General features: G+C 70.0%; 1 protein-coding gene and 1 pseudogene. One reads left to right on the forward strand and one right to left on the reverse strand.

The window, feature by feature from the left end; translation table 11 throughout:
• Positions 1 to 683: immune inhibitor A domain-containing protein (locus PV363_RS17775; RefSeq protein WP_301023090.1), on the reverse strand; the 683-nt coding region annotated here is incomplete at its 3' end.
• Positions 684 to 928: 245 nt separating this feature from the next.
• Here PV363_RS17775 and PV363_RS17780 point away from each other — a divergent pair.
• Positions 929 to 1,396 (forward strand): annotated as a pseudogene (locus PV363_RS17780) (purine-nucleoside phosphorylase); the annotation flags it as partial.

Consider the following 1,396-nt stretch of genomic DNA (forward strand, 5'->3'; position numbering starts at 1 on the left):
TTCACCCAGTCCGACACGGTGCCGTCGACGGTGTAGCGACCCGAGGACTGCGCCTCGTAGTACGTCTTCACCGACTCGTCGCCCTTGCCGTCGCCGAAGTAGATGTCCTGGTAGTGCTGGCGGTCGTAGTTCGGCTGCCAGACCGTGGAGTTGTCCTTGGTCCGGTCGGGCTCGGGGATCTGGTTGACCAGCGGGCCGTCGAAGCGCTGCGGCTCGGCGACGTCGGGGTCGAAGTCGTCCCAGCCGTCGTCGGGGTAGTCCGGGTGACGCTGGTCGCCGAACTCGGCGAGGATGACGAAGACCTTGTCGGCCCGCTCCTGGGAGAGCTCGACGTACTGGTCCTGCTTCTGGGCCTTGGGGCCCTTGGCCGCTGCGAGGGCCTTGCGGCCCTTCTTGGTCTTCTGGGCGGCGGCGTCGGCGGGCGCGTACGACTTGCCGACCTTGACGACCTTGGAGCCGTTCTTGGTGACGGGCTTCGCCTCGCCGTTGACGACCGACGTGATGGCCTCCTCGCGGAGAGCCCGTCGCTTGTCCTCGAGCGGGTTGGGCAGCTCGTGGGCCTTGCCGGTGCGGTCCGCAGCGGTGACCGGCGGAGCGGGTTCGGCGGATCCTGGTGCGGCGTAGACGGCGCCGAACGAGGCCGCGACGCCGAGGGTGACGAGTGCAGTGCTGAGACGTCTCAAAGACTTCTCCCCTTCATGCAACGGTGGGACGGGCCGGACTGGCCCGGGGTGAACGCGTCGCCCTGTCCCACAGATGGTTGTGGGGGGGAACGAGACGCACCGCGGCCCAACTTAGGCATTGGCGGGCACGCACGTCTAGACCGGAAGTGCTCCTATTTTTCGTGCGTTTAGGCGAGGATTTATGGGGCACCTGCGTCGTCGCCCGCTGTTCCCCGCGCGAGGCGCGCGCGTGCCAAGATTCGTCCATGCGTGACGAGGCCGCTCTGTCGGCGGCGAGCCGGATCATCTCGGCGAGCGGGGTGGAGCGGCACGACGCCGCCGTCGTCCTCGGGTCGGGGTGGACCGGTGCGGTCGACGTCATCGGCACCCCGAGCTGGCAGGTGCCGGCAGCCGACCTCCCAGGATTCTTCCCGCCGGCGGCACCCGGGCACGCGGGTCAGGTCGCCTCGATCCCGTTGACCGCCGGGTCCGGGGACGTCGCGCACGTGCTCGTCCTGAGCGGGCGCACCCACCTCTACGAGGGCCATGGGCCCGCGGCGGTCGCGCACGGCGTACGGACGGCGGCGGCCTGCGGTGCCCGGGTCTGCGTCCTCACCAATGCCAACGGCTCCCTCCGGCCCGAGTGGCCGACCGGGACGGGTGTGCTGATCGCGGACCACCTCGATCTGGCCGCAGTCTCGCCGCTCGTCGGCGCCGACTTCGTCGACCTCACC

This window comes from Mumia sp. (assembly GCF_028803055.1).
In the GTDB taxonomy this organism is placed as follows: Bacteria; Actinomycetota; Actinomycetes; order Propionibacteriales; family Nocardioidaceae; genus Mumia.